We start from the raw sequence: 16,366 nt of genomic DNA on the forward strand, positions 1-16,366 counted from the left end.
GCCGACTCGCCGACCGCCCGACGAGGGGATGACCCGTGCCCGCCGACCGATCGCCGCGCCGCGGGCTGCCGAGGCGCGCGGTGCTGACCTGGGTGGCGCTGCTCTGCGCGGTGGCGGTGCTGCTCGCCGCCGCCCGGGCGGGGCGGCGCGAGCCCGTCGGTGACCGGACCGTCGGCGAGGTGACCCGGGTGGGCGTGGCGGCCGGCGACCCGGTCCCGGCGTACCTGCGCGCCGCCGCCGACGAGCTGGCCCGGCTGACCGACGCAGGAGGGCCGGCGACCGGCACGTACGCGCTGGTGTCCTTCGCGGCGTACCTGACCCCGCAGCGGGTCGCGGCGACGCTCGGCGGGACGCCGGTCTCGGCGGTGGTGGCCCGGGTGCCGCTGCCCGGCCGGCAGACCGAGATCGTCCGGATCGCCGCGCTGCGCGTACCGCAGGACGTGGTCGCCGGGATGGGCGAGGTGGCCGCGCGCAAGGACGGGGAGGCCGCCGACTACCGGGCGCGCGCCGCCGCCCCGGCCGCGTCCGCCGATGCCGAGCTGCGCCGGCTGTACGACACCGGCGCGCGGGTCGCGGCCGAGGAGGCGGCGGCGTACCGGTCGGCGTGCGCCTGCGTGTACGCGGCGGTGATCCGCGCCACGTCGGACGAGTTGCGCGGCCTGGCCGCCCGGCCCGGGGTGCGGGCCGTCGACCCGGCCCCGGAGGTGACCCGGCTGGACCGGACGGTCTTCACCCCACCGCTGCCGGAGCAGCGTGACGTCGCCCGGCCACCGGCCGACGCGGGGCTGGCGCCCGCCACGCCGGCCGGGAGCGCCCCGGCGGTGGGCGATTCGTCGGAAGCCGCACCGACGGTGAGCGTCTCCTCACCAGGCTCCGGCGGGCCCGCGCCGGGCGAAACCCCGCCCAGCACCGCCCCGACCTCCCCGGACGCGGCCGGCGGGGGCTCCGCGGGGGCCTACCGGTGAGCATGCCCACCGGGGGATGTGCGCGGACAGGTGTGGTCCGAATAGGGTTTCGTTCGTAGCCTGTCAGGCGGAGATCGATGTGGCTGGGGAGGGCGAGCCTTGGACGGCAGCGAAACCGGCTGGGGCCGGCAGGCTGAGCCGGCACCGCGGTGGCGGGCGCTGCTCGACCGGGCCCGGCTCGCCGGCCGTGGCGCGGAGCAGGCCGAGGCCGACCGCCACGCCGAGGAGGCGGCTGCGCCGCCTCCCGAGGCGCCGTCCCGGCGCGGCGGGGGCAACGGCTGGTCCGGGCGGGCGCCGGCGATAGGGCACCCCGCCGAGCTGTCGTACGGCGCCGAGCCGGCCTACCGCGTCGAGGCGACCTACCGGGTCGAGCCGGCCTACCGCGTCGACCCCGGGTACCAGGCCGAGCCGCGCTACCGGGCGGAGCCGTCCTATCCGGCGGAGCCCGGCCACGCCGCGGAACCGGCCTACCGGGCCGAGCCGCCGTACCGGGCGGAGCCCGAGCCGGGCTACCCCGACCGGGAGCCGCGCCGGGGGTCCGCCTCCGTGGAGTCCCGGTACGCCGTCCTGGACAACGGGTACCGGCACGAGCCGCCGCCGGTCGAGTCCCGCTACGCGCTGCTGGACAACGGCGGCTACCGGCCGGAGACGTACCAGCCGCCCGAGCCCGCCTACCAGCCGCCGGAGCCGGTGGCCCCGGCGCCGGCCGGGTACCAGCAGCCGGCGATCGCCGAGTCCTACCCGCCCCGGATCGAGCCGGCCCGCGTCGAGTGGCGGGCCCCCGCCCCGGAGAGCGAGGTGGACCGGGCGGCCGGGGTGCTCCGCCGCGAGCTCGGCACGCCACGGGTGCTCGCCTTCGCCAACCCGAAGGGCGGCGTGCACAAGACCACCGCCACCGTCCTCGCCGCCGCCACGGTGGGCAGCGTCCGTGGTCGCGGGGTGCTCGCCTGGGACGACAACGAGCTGCGCGGCACCCTCGGCCTGCGCGCCGGCAGCGCCCGCCACGCCCGGACCATCCGGCACCTGGTCGGCGACCTCGCCCAGATCGAGATCCTGGAGGGCGAGACCCTGCTGGCCCACCTCGACGACTACCTGCGGCACGCCTCCGACGGCTCGTACGACGTGCTGGCCGGGGAGGAGAGCCCCCGGTTCGCCCAGCGGCTGGACCAGTTCATCGTCAAGCGGGTGCTGGAGCTGCTGCGGCGCACCCACGACGTGGTCTGCGTGGACACCGGCAACAACGTGGAGAGCCCGAACTGGCGTACCGTCATGCAGGCCGCCGACCAGCTCGTGGTGACCACCGTGCCGCGCGAGGACGCCGCGTTCAGCGCGGACTGGATGCTCGACCTGCTGCACGAGGTGGGGATGGGGGAGCTGGCCGACAACGCGGTCACCCTGATCTCCTGCCCGACGCCGGGCCGCTCGTCGCTGCAGAGCGACCTGGAGCGGCACTTCGCCACCCGGACCCGGGCCGTCGCCGTGGTGCCGTACGACCCGGCGCTGGAGACCGGCTCCTCGATCGAGTACCACCAGCTCCAGCCGGAGACTCGGCAGGCCTGGCTCAAGGCCGCCGCGGTGATGCTGGAGCCGTTCGCCCGCTGACCGCCACCGCCGCCCCACGGCCGACCATCGCCTGAGAGGATCATCGGGTGAGTTCGGACACCCCTGATCCCGAGCGGGCCGCGCACCGGCCCGACGAGCCCGCTCGCGCCGGTGCTGAGCCCGAGCCCGAGCAGCCGGCCGTCGACCCGCCCGCCGGCCTGCCGGTGCCGGCGGGCACCCCGGCCGGCGCTCCCGGCGCCGACCCGCTCGCCTGGGCCGGTCCGGGAGCGGAGCACCGCCCGGCGACGGTCGCCGGGCCGGCCGTGACCGCCCGGCCCGCCCGCGGGGTCCGCCGGACCGTCGGGCTGACGCTGGGAGTCGCGCTCCTGCTGACCGTGCTGGGCGCCCCGCTGGGACTGCTCTGGGCCGCCGTCGCGCCGGACACCCCGGTGCTGAAGACCGCCGAGGGGGCGATCTACGCCACGCCGCAGCCGGAACAGCCGATCGCCGCCGACGGCTGGTTCAGCCTGCTCGGCCTCGGCTTCGGCGTGCTCACCGCGATCGCCCTGTGGTTCCTGCTGCGCCGCCGCCGTGGCCCGGTCGGGCTGCTCGCCGGCACGCTGGGCGGCCTCGGCGCGGCGGTGGTGGCCTGGCAGTTCGGCCGGCGGATCGGGCTGTCGACCTACCAGCGGCTGCTGGAGACCGCCCCGGACGGCCAGGCCTTCACCAAGCCGGCCGACCTGCGGGCGGGCGGCTTGGACTGGTTGGTCGTCCCGCACGGCAACCTGCTGCTGCCCGCGTTCGGGGCCGCCGTCACGTACACCCTGCTGGCCGGCTGGTCCCGCTGGCCCTCGCTGCGCCCGGAACCGGAGCCGTACGCGGCCTGGCCGCCGCCGCTGGCGGGGGCCGGTGGCTGGGGCGTCGGCCCGGCGGAGGGGCTCAGTTCGGCGCCGGTGGACCGGCCAGCTCGCTCAGCGGCACCGGAACCGCCCGGACCTGACGCAGCAGAGCCGCCTCGCGGTTGAGCAGCCGCAGCTCGGCGCGGAGCCGGCCGGCGGTGTCGTCGATGGCGAGCAGCCGTTGGCGGTCCGCGACGGTCAGCGCGGCGGTGGCCGCGACCAGGTGCGACAGCACCGTCGGGTCCTCCGGCAGCTGCTCGGAGATCTCCTGCGGGTCGGGCCGGATCAGTCCGAGGTACTGCCGGAAGACCGAGATCACCCGGGCGGCGAGCAGGTCGGTGACCTCGTCCGTCCCGGTCTGCTCGGGCAGCCACTCCACCTCGGCGGTCAGGTAGGGCTCGGCGTCGGCGTCGACGTCGGCGATCCGGAACCGCCGGCGGCCGACGGTGACGATGTCGAACCCGCCGTCGGCCAGCTCGGTGACCTGCCGCAACTCGGCGGTGCAGCCCACCTCGTGCAGTGTCACGTCCGCGCCGCCGGGGACGGGCCGGCCGTTCGGCTCGGCCGGGGCGACCTCCCAGCCGGCCTGGATCGCCACCACGCCGAACTCGCGCGGCGCCCCCTCGGGCAGCCCGACCAGGTGCCGCACCAGCGCCCGGTAGCGCTCCTCGAAGATGTGCAGCGGCAGCACCAGCCCCGGGAAGAGCACCGTTGCGAGCGGAAACACCGGCAGCCGTGCGGTCACGGTTCGAGCGTAGCCCGATCGCGCCCCCTCGGCGTGTCCCGGCTCACCGTCCCGGCGTACGGACGGCGCGGGGTCGGCTCCGGACCGGCCGCCTAGACTCGCAAGGGTGCTGAATCGGATCGACCTGCGCGGCGGGGTGCGTGACCCGCGCCGCCTGCTGCCCCGTGCCCAGCTCGACGTGTCGGTGGCCGTCGAGCGGATCCGCCCGCTGGTCGAGGCGGTCGGGGAGCATGGTTACCCGGCGATCCGGGAGGCGAGCGAGCGGTTCGACGGCATCTCCCCGGAGCGCCTGCGGGTGCCCACCGAGGCGATCAAGGAGGCCGAGGGGACCCTCGACCCGCAGGTTCGCGCCGCGCTGCTGGAGTCGATCAGCCGGGCCCGCAAGGTCCACGCCGACCAGCGGCGCACCGACCACACCACCCAGGTGGTGCCCGGCGGCACGGTGACCGAGCGCTGGGTGCCGGTCGACCGGGTCGGCCTGTACGTCCCCGGCGGCCTGGCGATGTACCCGTCGACCGTGGTGATGAACGTGGTCCCCGCCCAGGTGGCCGGGGTCCGCTCCCTGGTCGTGGTCAGCCCGCCGCAGCGGGAGAACGGCGGCCTGCCGGACCAGCGCGTGCTGGCGGCCTGCGCGCTGCTCGGCGTCGACGAGGTGTACGCCGTCGGCGGCGCCCAGGCGGTGGCGATGCTGGCGTACGGCTCGACCGTCGACCCGGACGGCGCGGAGCGCTGCGAGCCGGTCGACATGATCACCGGTCCGGGCAACATCTGGGTGACCGCCGCCAAGCGGCTGCTGCGCGGCCTGGTGGGCATCGACGCCGAGGCCGGCCCGACGGAGATCGCCATCCTGGCCGACGACACCGCCGACCCGGCGCACGTCGCCGCCGACCTGATCAGCCAGGCCGAGCACGATCCGCTGGCCGCCAGCGTGCTGGTCACCCCGTCGGTCGCCCTCGCGGACGCGGTCGAGCGGGAGCTGGCCCGGCAGGTGCCGGCCACCAAGCACGTCGAGCGGGTCACCACGGCGCTGACCGGCGAGCAGAGCGGCGTCGTCCTGGTCGACGACCTCTCCGCCGGGCTGCGGGTGGTCGACGCGTACGCGGCCGAGCACCTGGAGATCCAGACCGAGGACGCCCGGGAGTGGGCGCTGCGGGTGCGCAACGCCGGGGCGATCTTCGTCGGCGCCTGGTCGCCGGTGTCGCTCGGCGACTACTGCGCCGGCTCCAACCACGTCCTGCCCACCGGCGGCTGCGCCCGGCACTCCTCCGGCCTGTCCGTGCAGTCCTTCCTGCGCGGCGTCCACCTCGTGGAGTACAGCCAGGACGCGCTGCGCGACGTCGCGCCGCACGTGGTCACGCTGGCGACCGTGGAGGACCTGCCGGCGCACGGCCAGGCGGTCAGTGTCCGCTTCGCGGAGGGCCCGTCGTGACGACGCTGGACGATCTCCCGCTCCGCGACGACCTGCGCGGGCTCAAGCCGTACGGCGCGCCGCAGCTCGACGTGCCGGTGCGGCTGAACACCAACGAGAACTCCTACCCGGTGCCCGAGCCGGTGGTGGAGGCGATCGGCAAGGCGCTCGCGGCCGAGCTGCGCGACCTCAACCGCTACCCGGACCGGGACGCGGTGGCGCTCCGCGCCGACCTGGCCGAATACCTCGGCCACGGGCTCACCGTCGAGCAGGTCTGGGCGGCCAACGGGTCCAACGAGGTCCAGCAGCAGTTGCTCCAGGCGTTCGGCGGTCCGGGGCGGACGGCGCTCGGCTTCACCCCGGCGTACTCCATGCACCCGCTGCTGGCGCTCGGCACCGGCACCGGCTGGATCCCGGCGGCGCGCGGCGCCGACTTCGGGTTGACCGCCGCCGATGCGGTGGCCCAGGTCCGCGCGCACCGCCCCGACGTGGTCTTCCTCTGCTCGCCGAACAACCCGACCGGGACCGCATTGGACCCGGCGGTGGTCGCCGCGGTGCTCGACGAGGCGCCCGGCATGGTGGTGGTGGACGAGGCGTACGCCGAGTTCGCCCGGCCCGGCACGGTGAGCGCCCTGGCGGTGCTGCCCGGCCACCCGCGGCTGGTGGTCACCCGGACGATGAGCAAGGCGTTCGGCTTCGCCGGCGGCCGGCTGGGCTACCTGGCCGCCGACCCGGCCGTGGTGCAGGCGGTGCAGCTCGTCCGGCTGCCGTACCACCTCTCCGCGCTCACCCAGGCCGCGGCCCGCGGGGCCCTGGCCCACCGCGACGCCCTGCTGGGCACGGTCGCGGCGATCATGGAGCAGCGCGACCGGATCGTCGCCGAGCTGCGCGCCCGGGGTCACCGGGTCGCCGACAGCGACGCCAACTTCGTGCTCTTCTCCGTCGGCGGCGACCAGTCCGCCGCGTGGCGGACCCTGCTCGACGCCGGGGTGCTGGTCCGCGACGTCGGCCTGCCCGGCTGGCTGCGGGTCACCGCCGGCACCCCCGCCGAGACCGACGCCTTCCTGTCCGCAATGGAGCGGCTCCGGTGAGAGCGCGAGAGTGAGCTCGCCACCCCCGCAGCCGCGACCGAAAGGTAAGCAATGAGTCGCACCGCCCGGATCGAACGGGTCACCAAGGAGACCAAGGTCCTCGTCGAGATCGACCTCGACGGCACCGGCAAGGCCGACATCGAGACCGGCGTCGGCTTCTACGACCACATGCTGAACCAGATCGCCCGGCACGGCGGCTTCGACCTGACCGTGCACACCGTCGGCGACCTGGAGATCGACGCCCACCACACGATGGAGGACACCGCGCTCGCCCTGGGCGCCGCGTTCGACCAGGCGCTGGGGGACAAGGCCGGCATCCGGCGGTACGGCTCGGCCACCGTCCCGATGGACGAGGTCCTGGTCCGGGCCGCCGTCGACCTCTCCGGCCGGCCGTACGTGCTGCACGACGAGCCGGTGCTCGCGCCGTACATCGGGCCGGTCTACCCGACGAGCATGACCCGGCACATCTGGGAGTCGTTCGGTCAGGCGGCCCGGATCACCCTGCACGTGGACGTGTTGCGGGCGGCCCGCCCCGGCGGCCACCCGGACGCCCACCACGTGGTCGAGGCCCAGTTCAAGGCGGTCTCCCGGGCGCTGCGCGAGGCCAGCGCGATCGACCCGCGCAGCGCCGGGGCGATCCCCAGCACCAAGGGCGCGCTGTGATGAGCGCGAGCAGCGCAGCGCGGCGGGGCCGCGCGGTCGCGAACGAAGGACGGCGCTGATGGGGACCGTGCTCTTGATCCTGGCCGGCGTGCTGGTCGGCGGGACCTGGTCGTTGCACAAGCAGGGTGCCCCGCGGGCCGCGGTGGTGGTCACCGGAGTGCTGGCCGTGCTGGCCACCGTCGGCGGGCTGCTCTGGCTGCTGCCGGGGGAGGGGTCATGAGCGAGCGCAGCGAGCGAATCATCAGGCACAGCGCGCTGGTGCCTCATGACGGCACGGAGCGCAGCGGAGTGCCGTCATGAGCAGGCGGATCGTGGTGCTCGACTACGGCTCGGGCAACCTGCGTTCGGCCGAGCGCGCCCTGGAGCGGGCCGGCGCGGACGTCACGGTGACCGACGACCTGGCCGCCGCCGCCGAGGCGGAGGGCCTGGTCGTGCCGGGGGTGGGCGCGTTCGCCGCGTGCATGGCGGGGATCGAGGCGCTCGGCGCCGGCCCGGTCATCGCCGAGCGGGTGGCGGCCGGCCGTCCGGTGCTCGGCATCTGCGTGGGTATGCAGGTGCTCTTCGAGCACGGTGACGAGCACGGCGTGGTGACCAAGGGCCTCGGGCTGCTGCCCGGCGGGGTGACGAAGCTGCCCGCCGAGCGGCTGCCGCACATGGGCTGGAACACCGTGCGCGCGCCGGAGGGTTCGGTGCTCTTCGCCGGCCTGCCCGCCGACAGCCGGTTCTACTTCGTCCACTCGTACGGGGTGAGCGACGTGGCCGGGCTCGCCGCGGCGGGCGCGCGGGTCACCACCGCGCACCACGGCACCGACTTCGTGGCGGCCGTGGAACGGGGCCCGCTGTCGGCCGCCCAGTTCCACCCGGAGAAGTCGGCCGACACCGGCGCCGCGCTGCTGCGTAACTGGCTAGCCACACGGTGAGCGCGAGGAGCGAGCCGCGTCCGCGAGCCCGGCGGTCGCGAATGGATGGTGGGCCGGTGAGCGCGAGGAGGGAGTCGATCTTGCGCGCCCCGCGGTCGGGAACGATGGTGGGCCGGTGAGCAAGGAGCGGGCTCGCCGCCGGGCGGCGCGCCAGGCCGAACTGGCGGCCGAACAGGCCGTCCGGCGCCGCCGGGTGGCCCGCCGGGAGCGCCGCCGCGCCGTCGTCCGCCGGTTGACGCCTAAGCTGCGGCGGGGCCGCACCGGCCGGTTGGCCCGGCACACCCGGCGCGAGCGGGCCGCGATCGTGCTGCTCACCGGGGCGGCGCTGGTCGGGATCTGGTATTTCGTGGACGACCTGGCGCTGCGGCTGGCGTTGGTCGTGTTGTTGCTGCTGGTCCTGCCGGCGATCGTGGTGATCGCCCTGGACCGCCGTACCTGATGCGAGGAGTAGAGCGTTGAGCCTCATCCTGTTACCGGCCGTGGACGTCGCCGACGGCCAGGCCGTCCGGCTCGTGCAGGGCGCCGCCGGCAGCGAGACCACCTACGGCGATCCGCTGGAGGCCGCGCTGGCCTGGCAGGCCGACGGGGCGGAGTGGATCCACCTGGTCGACCTGGACGCCGCGTTCGGCCGGGGGACCAACGCGCACCTGCTGGCCGAGGTGGTCCGGCAGCTCGACGTGAACGTCGAGCTCTCCGGCGGGATCCGGGACGACGAGTCGCTGCACGCGGCGCTGGGCACCGGCGCGGCGCGGGTCAACATCGGCACCGCCGCGTTGGAGGATGCCCAGTGGTGCGACCGGGTCTGCGGCGAGTACGGCGACCGGGTGGCGATCGGGCTGGACGTGCGGGGTCGTACCCTCTCGGCGCGCGGCTGGACCCGCGACGGCGGTGACCTGTACGAGGTGCTGGAGCGGCTCGACAAGGCCGGCGCCTCCCGCTACGTGGTGACCGACATCACCAAGGACGGCACCATGCGCGGGCCGAACCTGGACCTGCTCCGCGAGGTCTGCTCGCGTACCGACGCCCCGGTGATCGCCTCCGGCGGCGTCTCCACCCTCGACGACCTGCGTGCCCTGGCCGGCCTGGAGTCGGTCGGGGTGGAGGGCGTGATCGCCGGCAAGGCGCTCTACTCGGGGGCGTTCACCGTCGGCGGGGCGCTGGAGACGTTGCGGGCGGCCGGGTGACCGCCGTCGCGGGGGACGGCGCGGCCGTCACCCGGCTGGGCTCCGGCGGACCGTGGGAGGCCGTCTTCGGCTACTCGCGGGTGGTCCGGGCCGGGAACCTGGCCTGGACGGCGGGCTGCACCTCGACGGTCGACGGGCGGGTGGCCCACGTCGGGGACGCCGCGGCGCAGACCGCGCAGGCGTTGCGGATCGGCCTGGACGCGCTGGCCGAGGTGGGCGCCGAGCCGGCCGACGTGGTGCGGACCCGGATGTACGTGACCGACCGGAGCTACGCCGACGAGGTGGGCCGGGCGCACAACGCGATCTTCGGGGCGGTCCGCCCGGCGGCGACGATGGTGGTGGTGGCCGGGCTGATCGACCCGGAGCACCTGGTGGAGGTCGAGTTGGAGGCCTGGCTCGGCGACCGGTGACCCCGGCCGCCCCATTCGGGACGGCCGGTGGGCGCGGTCACATCGCGACCAGACTGGTTGTGCACAACTTGATTGGGCACTACGGTATTCGACGTGACCGATGATCTGGTGCTGCGCCGGCAGGTGTGCTTCGCCCTCTACGCGGCGTCGCGCGCCCTCACCGACGTCTACCGGCCCATCCTCGACGAGCATGGGCTGACCTACCCGCAGTACCTGGTGCTGCTGGTGCTCTGGGAGCGCGGCGACGAGGCCCCCACGGTCTCCGAACTCGGCGCCCAGCTCCGGCTCGACTCCGGCACCCTCTCCCCGCTGCTCAAGCGGCTGGAGGCGGCGGGCCTGCTGGTCCGCAGCCGCTCGGCGCGCGACGAGCGCCGGGTGGAGGTGCATCTCACCGACCGAGGCCGGGAGCTGCGGCAGCGGATGGAGGACGTGCCGATGCGGATCGCCTGCGCCACCGGGCTCACCGAGGCCGAGCTGGTCGGGCTGCGCGACACCCTCACCCGGGTCACCGAGACGATCCACCGACAGAAGGAGCAGTGACATGCAGGTGCTCTACACCGCCTCCGCCCGGGCCACCGGCGACGGCCGGGACGGCCACGTCCGCACCTCGGACGACACGTTCGACCTGGACCTGGCGATCCCGAAGGAGATGGGTGGCGCCGGTGGCGCGACCAACCCCGAGCAGCTCTTCGCCGCCGGCTACGCGGCCTGCTTCCACTCGGCGCTGCGGCTGGTGGCCCGCCGGGCCAAGGCCGACGTCAGCGGCTCGGTCGTCGAGGCCGAGGTGGGCATCGGCCCGAACGGCAGCGGCGGCTTCGGCCTGACCGTCGCCCTCGTGGTGGACCTGCCCGCCGTCGAGCGCGCCGCCGCCGAGCAGCTGGTCGAGGCCGCCCACCAGGTCTGCCCGTACTCGAACGCGACCCGTGGGAACATCGAGGTCGCCCTCACCGTCCGCGAGGCCGCGTCGGCCTGAGTGCCGCCGACAACCCGGACCGTCGCGTACGAAAGGACGAACCCCATGAGCACCAACCGTGAGATTCACCTGGCCTCCCGCCCCCAGGGCTGGCCGACCGCCGAGAACTTCCGCCTCGTCACCACCGAGGTGCCCACCCCGGGCCCGGGGCAGATCGTGGTCCGCAACCAGTTCATGTCGGTCGACCCGTACATGCGGGGCCGGATGAACGACGTCAAGTCGTACGTGCCGCCGTTCCAGCTCGACGCCCCGCTCGACGGCGGCGCGATCGGCGAGGTGGTGGCCAGCGAGGCCGAGGGGATCAAGCCCGGCGACACCGTCCTGCACGGCCTGGGCTGGCGGGAGTACGCGCTGCTCGACGCGAAGGCCGCCCGCAAGGTCGACCCGAGCCTCGCGCCGGTGAGCGCGTACCTGAGCGTGCTCGGCATGACCGGCCTGACCGCGTACGCCGGTCTGCTCGACGTGGCCGCGATGAAGCCCGGCGAGACCGTCTTCGTCTCCGGCGCGGCCGGGGCGGTGGGCAGCATGGTGGGCCAGATCGCCAAGCTCCGGGGCGCGTCCCGGGTGATCGGCAGCGCCGGCTCGGCGGCCAAGGTGGAGCGGCTGAAGGCGCTCGGTTTCGACGCCGCCTTCGACTACCACGACGGCCCGGTGCGGGAGTCGCTGAAGGCCGCCGCCCCGGACGGCATCGACGTGTACTTCGACAACGTCGGCTCCGAGCACCTGGAGGCCGCGATCAGCGCGCTGAACCTGCACGGCCGTGTCGCCATCTGCGGCATGATCGCGCAGTACAACTCCAGCGAGCCGCCGGCCGCGCCGCGCAACCTGGCCCTGGTCATCGGCAAGCGGCTGACCCTGCGCGGCTTCCTGGTCGGCGACCACGGCCACCTGCGCGACCAGTTCGTCCAGGAGATGTCCGGCTGGCTGCGCGACGGCCGGATCTCGTACGACGAGACGGTCGTCGACGGCATCGAGAACGCCCCCGCGGCGTTCCTCGGCGTGCTGCGCGGCGAGAACCTGGGCAAGATGCTCGTCCGGGTGTGACCCGGAACTCGTTCCCGGCGGTCGGCCCGCTCGGGCCGGCCGCCGTGCCGTGCGGGTTGGATAGGCTCGCGACATGACGGTGGCGGTACGGGTCATCCCCTGTCTGGACGTGGACGCCGGGCGGGTGGTCAAGGGGGTCAACTTCCTCGACCTGCGCGACGCCGGCGACCCGGTGGAGCTCGCGGCGGCGTACGACCGCGCGGGCGCGGACGAGCTGACCTTCCTCGACGTCACCGCCTCCGCCAGCAACCGGGGGACCATGCTCGACGTGGTGCGCCGCACCGCCGAGTCGGTCTTCATCCCGCTGACCGTCGGCGGCGGCGTACGCCAGGTCGCCGACGTCGACACGCTGCTGCGCGCGGGCGCGGACAAGGTCGGCGTGAACACCGCCGCCATCGCCCGGCCGGAGCTGATCGCCGAGATCGCCGACCGGTTCGGCCGGCAGGTGCTGGTGCTCTCGCTCGACGTCCGGCGGGCGCCGGCCGGCACCACGCCGAGCGGCTTCGAGGTGACCACCCACGGCGGCCGTCGGGGCGCCGGGATCGACGCCGTCGAGTGGGCGCGGCGCGGCGCGGAGCTGGGTGCGGGGGAGATCCTGCTGAACTCGATGGACGCCGACGGCACCAAGGCCGGCTTCGACCTGGCGCTGATCCAGGCGGTCCGCGCCGTGGTCGACGTGCCGGTGATCGCCAGCGGCGGCGCCGGCGAGGTCGCGCACTTCCCGCCGGCGATCGGCGCGGGGGCCGACGCCGTGCTGGCGGCCAGCGTCTTCCACTTCGGCGAGCTGACCGTCGGCGAGGTCAAGGACGCCCTGCGCGGAGCCGGCCACCCGATCCGCTGACCACGCCCGGCTTGACCGACTCCGGATCGCCGAGGTGGCGGTGTCCCCGGGCGCCGGATGCCCCTGGGTCGCCGATCTGGAGGCGGAGCGCGCGGGTCAGCCCCGGCCGGAGTGGCCCTCGGGGGAGCGGCGCGGGGCCGGGATCGAGCGGACCAGATGCTCCTGGACGGCGGCGGCGTGGTCGTCCTCGGCGAGGCTCCAGTCCGCGGTGCCCGGGGTGTGCCGACGGCTCAGCACCCCCTGCACGGTGTCCACCGTGGTCGCCACCCCGGCGCTGGGCCGGGTGCGCCAGAGCCGTTCCCCGTCCGACGTGATCCGGAACCAGCCGTCCGAGACGCTGACCAGCCCGGCGCCGGCCAGCCGGCGGACCGCGCCCTCCACCTCGTGCCGTTCCGGGATGGACTGGTTCAGGTGGTCGGCGGTGGAGAGCACGTCAGCCAGGCGCACGCCCTCGGGCCGCCGGGTCGAGGCGGACCGGCGGTGCCGACCGGCGCCGCTCGCGATGACCAGTGAGACGAAGATCCAGGCGTCGGTCCAGTGCCATCCGTTCTCCCCCATGCACGAAATGATGCCCGGCCGCGACGGCGCAGCAAACACCCGGTTTTCCCCTGGCGCATCACCGCAGCTCACCACGGGTCCGGGCGATTCCGTCCGGTCGCGGTCGGCGCGAGGCCGGTCACCGTGAGTGTCCGGCGGTCCCGCGACCGGACACGCCGGGGCCGCGCGACGGACACGCCGGACCGCGCGACCGGACACCAGGACGCTCGGCGGGGGCCGCGCGACCCGACACCAGGGCCGGGCCGGGGAGCGGTCAGGCCGCCTCGGTGGCCCGGTCGGCCGGACCGGCCGCGCAGACCGCCGGCTCCGGGGTGGACACTGCCGGCTCCGGCCGGGGGGCCACCGCGAAGAGCGGGATGAAGACCTGGGCCAGCGGCCCGATGGCGAGCGCGTAGGCGACCGTGCCGACGCCGACGGTGCCGCCGAGCAGCCAGCCCAGCGCCAGCACCGCCACCTCGATGACCGTGCGGACAAGTCGGACGGACCGCCCCGGGCGGCGGGCGACGTACCCGGTCATCAGGCCGTCGCGCGGGCCGGGGCCGAGCCGCGCGCCGAGGTAGAGGCCGGTGGCGGCGCCGTTGAGCACGATGCCGGCGACCAGCAGGCCGATCCGTACCGGCAGCGGCCCGCCGGCCGGCAGCACCGCGAGCGTGCCGTCGACCACCAGGCCGATCACCACGACGTTGCTGACCGTGCCCAGGCCGGGGCGCTGCCGCAGCGGGATCCAGAGCAGCAGGACGAGGGCGCCGACCGCGATGGTGACCGTGCCGAAGGAGAGCCCGGTCTGCCCGGCGAGGCCCTGGTGGAACACGTCCCACGGGTCGAGCCCCAAGCCGGACCGGATCATCAGCGCCATGCTGACCCCGTAGAGGGCGAGCCCGACGTAGAGCTGGCTCAGCCGCCGGGCCGGCCGGTGCCGGAGATTGCCAATCACTGCCATGCATGCCACCCTAGGGGCCAATCCCAGGTCTTCAAGCAGCCAATTTCGGAGGGGTGGCATGACAAGCCAGGTGCGTGGCATCCAATTGGCCCGGCTGCTCGGCCAGTGGCACGCGCTGCCCGGCCGGCGGCGGAGCCCGGACTACGCCGCGCTCGCCGCCGCGGTCCGTGGCCTGCTCGCCGACGGCCGGCTTCCCCTGGGGGTACGCCTGCCGGCCGAGCGGGAGCTGGCCGAGGCGCTGCGGATCAGCCGGACCACGGTCACCGCCGCGTACCGGGAGCTGCGGGAGACCGGCCACCTGGCCAGCCGCCGGGGCGCCGGCAGCTGGACCATGCTCCCGGGCACCCACCGGGTGGCCAGCACCGGCCTGTGGACCCCGCTGGACGACCGGGACATGATCGACCTCGGCGTCGCCGCGCTCGCCGCCCCCGCCCAGCTCCTCCCGGCCGCCCGGGCCGCCGCCGAGGACCTGCCGCGCTACCTGAGCGGCGCCGGCTACCACCCCACCGGGATCATCGAGCTGCGTGAGGCGGTCGCCCGGTCGTACACCGAGCGGGGCCTGCCCACCAGCCCCGAGCAGATCATGGTCACCAGCGGCACCCAGCACGCGCTGGACCTGGTGCTGCGGTTGGCGCTGTCGCCCGGCGGCGGGGTGCTGGTCGAGTCCCCGACCTACCCCAACGCCCTCGCGGCGCTCGCCGCCCGCCGGGCTCGGATCACCACCCACGGGCTCGCCGCCGACGGCGCCGGCTGGGACGCCGACCTGTTGCTCGGCAGCATCCGGCAGACCCGGCCGAAGTTGGCCTACCTGATCCCGGAGTTCCAGAACCCGACCGGCCACCTGATGGCGGCCGAGCTGCGCGAGCGCCTCGTCGGCGCGGCCCACGCCGCCGGCACCGACCTGGTCGTCGACGAGTCCTTCGTGGACCTGCCGTTGGACGGCACCGAACTGCCCCCGCCGACCGCCACCTTCGACCGGCACTCCCGGGTCATCTCCATCGGCGGGATGAGCAAGCCCTACTGGGGTGGCCTGCGGATCGGCTGGGTCCGCGCCTCCGCCCCGCAGGTGCAGCGGCTGGCCGCCGCCCGGGTCGGGGTCGACATGGCCAGCCCGGTGCTCGACCAGCTCGTGGCGGTGCACCTGCTGGCCGACGCGCCGGCCATCGTGGCCGCCCGTCAGGCCCAGCTCACCGCCCAGCGCGACGCGCTGATCGGCGCGCTGGCCGAGCGGCTGCCGGACTGGCGGGTCGCCGTCCCGCGCGGCGGCGTGACGCTCTGGACCGAGCTGGACGGCCCGATCTCCAGCGCCCTGGCCCGGGCCGCCGAGGAGGTCGGCGTACGGCTGGCGCCCGGCCCCCGGTTCGGCCTGGACGGCACCCTCGAACGCTTCCTGCGGCTGCCCTTCACGCTGCCCGCCGCGGACCTGGTGGAGGCGGTGGGCCGGCTCGCCGCGGTCCGCTACGACCTGGACCGCGCCGGCCGCCCGCAGTGGCGGGAGCCCTCCGTCATCGCCTGAGGCCGGCGCTCCTGACCTGCCTGTTCAGGCTCGTGTCGCCTGCCGCGGCTGGGAGACTGCGCAGGTGGGGGACGGCGGCGGCACCCGGTGGTCGCGGGGTGTGCAGCGCGGCGCGCCCGGCTCCCGGACGACCCGGCTGGAGCTCTTCTACGACCTGGTCTTCGTCTTCGCCTTCCTCAACGTCACCAGCCTGACCTCGAGCACGCCCACCCCGGTCAACCTGTTCCGGTGCCTGCTGGTGCTCGCGCTGCTGTGGTGGTGCTGGACGGGCTTCGCCGGCATGGCCACCCTGGTCCGCGCCGACCGGGGCGTGTTGCCGGTGGTCGGCTTCACCACTGTGGCCGCCACCTTCCTGCTGGCGCTGACCATGCCGGGGGCGTTCGTCGACCGGCCGGGCGGGTTGAACGGTCCGCTGGTCTTCGCCGGCTGCTATCTGCTGGTTCGCGCCGCGCAGCTGGCCATCGTCGGCTGGCTCGCCCGGTCCGACCCGGTCGAGCGCCGGCGCTGGCTGCTGCAGGCCGCCCTGCCGGTGGTGGCCTCGGCGCTGCTCATCGCCGCCGGCGTGGTGCCGTCTCGGATCGACGGTCGACCCGTCGCGATCGCGGTCCAGCTCGGGTTCTGGACGCTGGCGCTGGCCATCGAGTTCGGGGTCGGCACTGGGGTGGGC

At 75.3% G+C, this 16,366-nt stretch carries 20 protein-coding genes; 17 read left to right on the forward strand and 3 right to left on the reverse strand.

From position 1 onward, the window contains the following. The first annotated feature begins 35 nt into the window (after positions 1-35). The 3 genes from DKT69_RS31955 (at position 36) to DKT69_RS31965 (ending at position 3,532) form a co-directional block, all read left to right on the forward strand. On the forward strand, positions 36-965 hold the full coding sequence (locus tag DKT69_RS31955) for a hypothetical protein (RefSeq protein ID WP_201749963.1): 930 nt from the start codon (positions 36-38) through the stop codon (positions 963-965). 99 nt (positions 966-1,064) lie between these two features. Then, complete coding sequence (locus DKT69_RS31960) at positions 1,065-2,567, forward strand: AAA family ATPase (protein WP_109805150.1); 1,503 nt, start codon at positions 1,065-1,067, stop codon at positions 2,565-2,567. A gap of 47 nt (positions 2,568-2,614) precedes the next feature. Beyond that, positions 2,615-3,532, forward strand: a complete 918-nt coding sequence (locus DKT69_RS31965; protein WP_377533827.1) for a DUF2567 domain-containing protein — start codon at positions 2,615-2,617, stop codon at positions 3,530-3,532. Here DKT69_RS31965 and DKT69_RS31970 read toward each other — a convergent pair. Further along, positions 3,447-4,151, reverse strand: coding sequence for an LON peptidase substrate-binding domain-containing protein (locus tag DKT69_RS31970; RefSeq protein ID WP_109805151.1), 705 nt, complete (start codon positions 4,149-4,151; stop codon positions 3,447-3,449). The two genes, DKT69_RS31965 and DKT69_RS31970, sit on opposite strands and share 86 nt — an antisense overlap. A gap of 106 nt (positions 4,152-4,257) precedes the next feature. Between DKT69_RS31970 and hisD the strand changes: the two genes are divergently transcribed. The 12 genes from hisD to hisF all read left to right on the forward strand — a co-directional run bounded on the left by hisD (position 4,258) and on the right by hisF (position 12,685). Next, positions 4,258-5,580, forward strand: a complete 1,323-nt coding sequence (gene hisD, locus DKT69_RS31975; protein WP_109805152.1) for a histidinol dehydrogenase — start codon at positions 4,258-4,260, stop codon at positions 5,578-5,580. Then, a complete protein-coding gene (locus tag DKT69_RS31980) occupies positions 5,577-6,650 on the forward strand; it encodes a histidinol-phosphate transaminase (RefSeq protein WP_109805153.1) in 1,074 nt (357 codons plus the stop codon). The genes hisD and DKT69_RS31980 overlap by 4 nt, the downstream gene beginning before the upstream one ends. A gap of 51 nt (positions 6,651-6,701) precedes the next feature. After that, on the forward strand, positions 6,702-7,313 hold the full coding sequence (hisB, locus tag DKT69_RS31985) for an imidazoleglycerol-phosphate dehydratase HisB (protein WP_109805154.1): 612 nt from the start codon (positions 6,702-6,704) through the stop codon (positions 7,311-7,313). 58 nt (positions 7,314-7,371) lie between these two features. After that, complete coding sequence (locus tag DKT69_RS39245; protein WP_201749964.1) at positions 7,372-7,533, forward strand: CG2302 family histidine operon protein; 162 nt, start codon at positions 7,372-7,374, stop codon at positions 7,531-7,533. A 76-nt stretch (positions 7,534-7,609) separates the two neighbouring features. Beyond that, positions 7,610-8,233: an imidazole glycerol phosphate synthase subunit HisH gene (hisH, locus tag DKT69_RS31990; protein WP_109805155.1), complete on the forward strand. Its 624-nt coding sequence runs from the start codon at positions 7,610-7,612 to the stop codon at positions 8,231-8,233. A gap of 115 nt (positions 8,234-8,348) precedes the next feature. Continuing rightward, positions 8,349-8,672 (forward strand): hypothetical protein, encoded by a 324-nt coding sequence (locus tag DKT69_RS31995; RefSeq protein WP_109805156.1) that lies wholly within the window; start codon positions 8,349-8,351, stop codon positions 8,670-8,672. Between the two features lie 16 nt (positions 8,673-8,688). Then, positions 8,689-9,417 (forward strand): bifunctional 1-(5-phosphoribosyl)-5-((5-phosphoribosylamino)methylideneamino)imidazole-4-carboxamide isomerase/phosphoribosylanthranilate isomerase PriA, encoded by a 729-nt coding sequence (priA, locus tag DKT69_RS32000; protein WP_109805157.1) that lies wholly within the window; start codon positions 8,689-8,691, stop codon positions 9,415-9,417. Next, complete coding sequence (locus DKT69_RS32005; RefSeq protein WP_109805158.1) at positions 9,414-9,827, forward strand: RidA family protein; 414 nt, start codon at positions 9,414-9,416, stop codon at positions 9,825-9,827. Before priA ends, DKT69_RS32005 begins: the two co-directional genes overlap by 4 nt. Before the next feature lie 93 nt (positions 9,828-9,920). Then, entirely contained in the window at positions 9,921-10,367 is a 447-nt protein-coding gene (locus DKT69_RS32010; protein WP_109805159.1) for a MarR family winged helix-turn-helix transcriptional regulator, read from the forward strand. A gap of 1 nt (position 10,368) precedes the next feature. After that, entirely contained in the window at positions 10,369-10,800 is a 432-nt protein-coding gene (locus DKT69_RS32015; protein ID WP_109805160.1) for an organic hydroperoxide resistance protein, read from the forward strand. A 45-nt stretch (positions 10,801-10,845) separates the two neighbouring features. Continuing rightward, on the forward strand, positions 10,846-11,844 hold the full coding sequence (locus DKT69_RS32020; protein ID WP_109805161.1) for an NADP-dependent oxidoreductase: 999 nt from the start codon (positions 10,846-10,848) through the stop codon (positions 11,842-11,844). Positions 11,845-11,917: 73 nt separating this feature from the next. After that, positions 11,918-12,685 (forward strand): imidazole glycerol phosphate synthase subunit HisF, encoded by a 768-nt coding sequence (gene hisF, locus DKT69_RS32025; RefSeq protein WP_109805162.1) that lies wholly within the window; start codon positions 11,918-11,920, stop codon positions 12,683-12,685. Between the two features lie 96 nt (positions 12,686-12,781). Here the strand turns inward: hisF and DKT69_RS32030 are convergent, their stop codons facing one another. Together DKT69_RS32030 and yczE are read right to left on the reverse strand one after the other, a co-directional pair. After that, positions 12,782-13,243, reverse strand: coding sequence for a hypothetical protein (locus DKT69_RS32030; protein ID WP_109805163.1), 462 nt, complete (start codon positions 13,241-13,243; stop codon positions 12,782-12,784). A 253-nt stretch (positions 13,244-13,496) separates the two neighbouring features. Continuing rightward, positions 13,497-14,183: a membrane protein YczE gene (gene yczE / locus DKT69_RS32035; protein ID WP_109805164.1), complete on the reverse strand. Its 687-nt coding sequence runs from the start codon at positions 14,181-14,183 to the stop codon at positions 13,497-13,499. Between the two features lie 58 nt (positions 14,184-14,241). Between yczE and yczR the strand changes: the two genes are divergently transcribed. Together yczR and DKT69_RS32045 are read left to right on the forward strand one after the other, a co-directional pair. Continuing rightward, entirely contained in the window at positions 14,242-15,699 is a 1,458-nt protein-coding gene (gene yczR / locus DKT69_RS32040) for a MocR-like transcription factor YczR (protein WP_109805165.1), read from the forward strand. A 64-nt stretch (positions 15,700-15,763) separates the two neighbouring features. Further along, on the forward strand, positions 15,764-16,366 hold a 603-nt coding region (locus DKT69_RS32045; protein WP_236648482.1), incomplete at its 3' end, for a low temperature requirement protein A.

The organism is Micromonospora sicca, assembly GCF_003172935.1.
GTDB classification, from domain to species: domain Bacteria; phylum Actinomycetota; class Actinomycetes; order Mycobacteriales; family Micromonosporaceae; genus Micromonospora; species Micromonospora sicca.

Bases quoted from the DNA above. Each gene is read 5' to 3' on its own strand.
- hisB (WP_109805154.1), top strand. From the start codon at position 6,702: ATGAGTCGCACCGCCCGGATCGAACGGGTCACCAAGGAGACCAAGGTC.
- DKT69_RS39245 (WP_201749964.1), top strand. From the start codon at position 7,372: ATGGGGACCGTGCTCTTGATCCTGGCCGGCGTGCTGGTCGGCGGGACC.
- hisH (WP_109805155.1), top strand. From the start codon at position 7,610: ATGAGCAGGCGGATCGTGGTGCTCGACTACGGCTCGGGCAACCTGCGT.
- DKT69_RS32015 (WP_109805160.1), top strand. From the start codon at position 10,369: ATGCAGGTGCTCTACACCGCCTCCGCCCGGGCCACCGGCGACGGCCGG.
- DKT69_RS32020 (WP_109805161.1), top strand. From the start codon at position 10,846: ATGAGCACCAACCGTGAGATTCACCTGGCCTCCCGCCCCCAGGGCTGG.
- hisF (WP_109805162.1), top strand. From the start codon at position 11,918: ATGACGGTGGCGGTACGGGTCATCCCCTGTCTGGACGTGGACGCCGGG.
- DKT69_RS32030 (WP_109805163.1), bottom strand. From the start codon at position 13,243: ATGGGGGAGAACGGATGGCACTGGACCGACGCCTGGATCTTCGTCTCA.
- yczE (WP_109805164.1), bottom strand. From the start codon at position 14,183: ATGGCAGTGATTGGCAATCTCCGGCACCGGCCGGCCCGGCGGCTGAGC.
- yczR (WP_109805165.1), top strand. From the start codon at position 14,242: ATGACAAGCCAGGTGCGTGGCATCCAATTGGCCCGGCTGCTCGGCCAG.